The sequence below is a fragment of the Acinetobacter sp. ABJ_C5_2 genome (genome assembly GCF_044538485.1).
Lineage (GTDB): Bacteria > Pseudomonadota > Gammaproteobacteria > Pseudomonadales > Moraxellaceae > Acinetobacter > Acinetobacter nosocomialis_A.
In genome coordinates, this window is the sequence record NZ_JBIUCS010000091.1 from 1 (window position 1) to 816 (window position 816).

At 23.5% G+C, this 816-nt stretch carries 2 protein-coding genes; both read left to right on the forward strand.

Annotated elements, in window-relative coordinates:
• Positions 1-220, forward strand: a 220-nt coding sequence (locus ACH8JV_RS19485) for a hypothetical protein (protein ID WP_396523292.1), incomplete at its 5' end; no start/stop codon positions are given.
• A 112-nt stretch (positions 221-332) separates the two neighbouring features.
• Positions 333-816 (forward strand): hypothetical protein (locus ACH8JV_RS19490; RefSeq protein ID WP_396523294.1); only part of this gene is annotated, 484 nt, incomplete at its 3' end.

Sequence of the window (816 nt, forward strand, 5' to 3'; positions counted from 1 at the left end):
GTATTATGTTGGTAGTAATTTTTTTATTAAAAAGGGAAAAGTGTGTATATATAAAGGGGTTATGGTGGTTTCATCGAAAGAGAATTTAATAGATTATCTTTTAAAGATTATTCGAGAGAATGACTCTAGAAGTATATTTGTTATTCCGAAAAATGATAAAAACATGCTTTTATTACTAGATAATGAAGGTGGATTAATTTTAAAGAAGAAATCCTTATAGTTGAAAATAAGATTAAATAAAATCATTGGTTTTATGGATTTCTAAAATAGAATATGAGGTACGGTTCTATTATTGTGATCATATCTTTTTAATTATTTGGGTTAAGTTGTGGATGGATGGAATAATTTTATTAAGAGGTCGCATGATTAAATTTAAGACACTTATTAAAATTAATGATGATTTTATTGATATAAATGACATTGCTTTTTCTTATCAAGTAAAAAATGTTGATTGGGAGTATGTTGAAGGAAAAATAGTAATTTTTTATTATGAAAAAGAAATTTTTGGATCAAATGTTGTAGATGATATAAATTGGTTCTGGGGATTCATTGCAGATGGTTTTGAAGAATTTTTTAAAAATGGAAATTATGATATCTATTTTCCTTCTCAGCCAATACGTTTTACTATAATGAAACTTAAAATAAATCTAATTAATCTTAAAATTTCATCAGAAGAAGTTATTTATTTGAATAAAGACTTTAACTCAATAGATTTTTTAAGATCTTTATTTAGTGGTGCCATTAATTATTTTAATTTTGAAAAAAGATTTAATGAAGATGAAATTATCGAAATGGATAGAAGAATTAAGTTAATAG